This window comes from Jeotgalibaca sp. A127 (assembly GCF_052266745.1).
GTDB lineage: Bacteria > Bacillota > Bacilli > Lactobacillales > Aerococcaceae > Jeotgalibaca.
Map to the genome: position 1 here is coordinate 1 of NZ_JBQPRC010000031.1, position 625 is coordinate 625.

General features: G+C 51.5%; 1 rRNA gene. It reads right to left on the reverse strand.

The features are described 5' to 3' along the window. Positions 1-625: ribosomal RNA gene (locus tag ACTVAI_RS11830) — 23S ribosomal RNA — on the reverse strand; the annotation flags it as partial.

Below are 625 nucleotides of genomic sequence, written 5' to 3' on the forward strand. Positions count from 1 at the left end.
GCCTCCATCGAAACTGGCGTCCCGACTTCTATGGCTCCTACCTATCCTGTACATGTAGCAGAAACAATCAATATCAACCTGCAGTAAAGCTCCATGGGGTCTTTCCGTCCTGTCGCGGGTAACCAGCATCTTCACTGGTACTATAATTTCACCGAGTCTCTCGTTGAGACAGTGCCCAAATCGTTACGCCTTTCGTGCGGGTCGGAACTTACCCGACAAGGAATTTCGCTACCTTAGGACCGTTATAGTTACGGCCGCCGTTTACTGGGGCTTCAATTCGAAGCTTCGCCGAAGCTAACCTCTCCTCTTAACCTTCCAGCACCGGGCAGGCGTCAGCCCCTATACGTCATCTTTCGATTTTGCAGAGACCTGTGTTTTTGATAAACAGTCGCTTGGGCCTATTCACTGCGGCTGACCTTGCGGTCAGCACCCCTTCTCCCGAAGTTACGGGGTCATTTTGCCGAGTTCCTTAACGAGAGTTCGCTCGCTCACCTTAGGATGCTCTCCTCGACTACCTGTGTCGGTTTGCGGTACGGGCAGTTGGTTTCTAACTAGAAGCTTTTCTTGGCAGTGTGACATCGGGAACTTCGCTACTAAATTTCGCTCCCCGTCACAACTTGTCCTT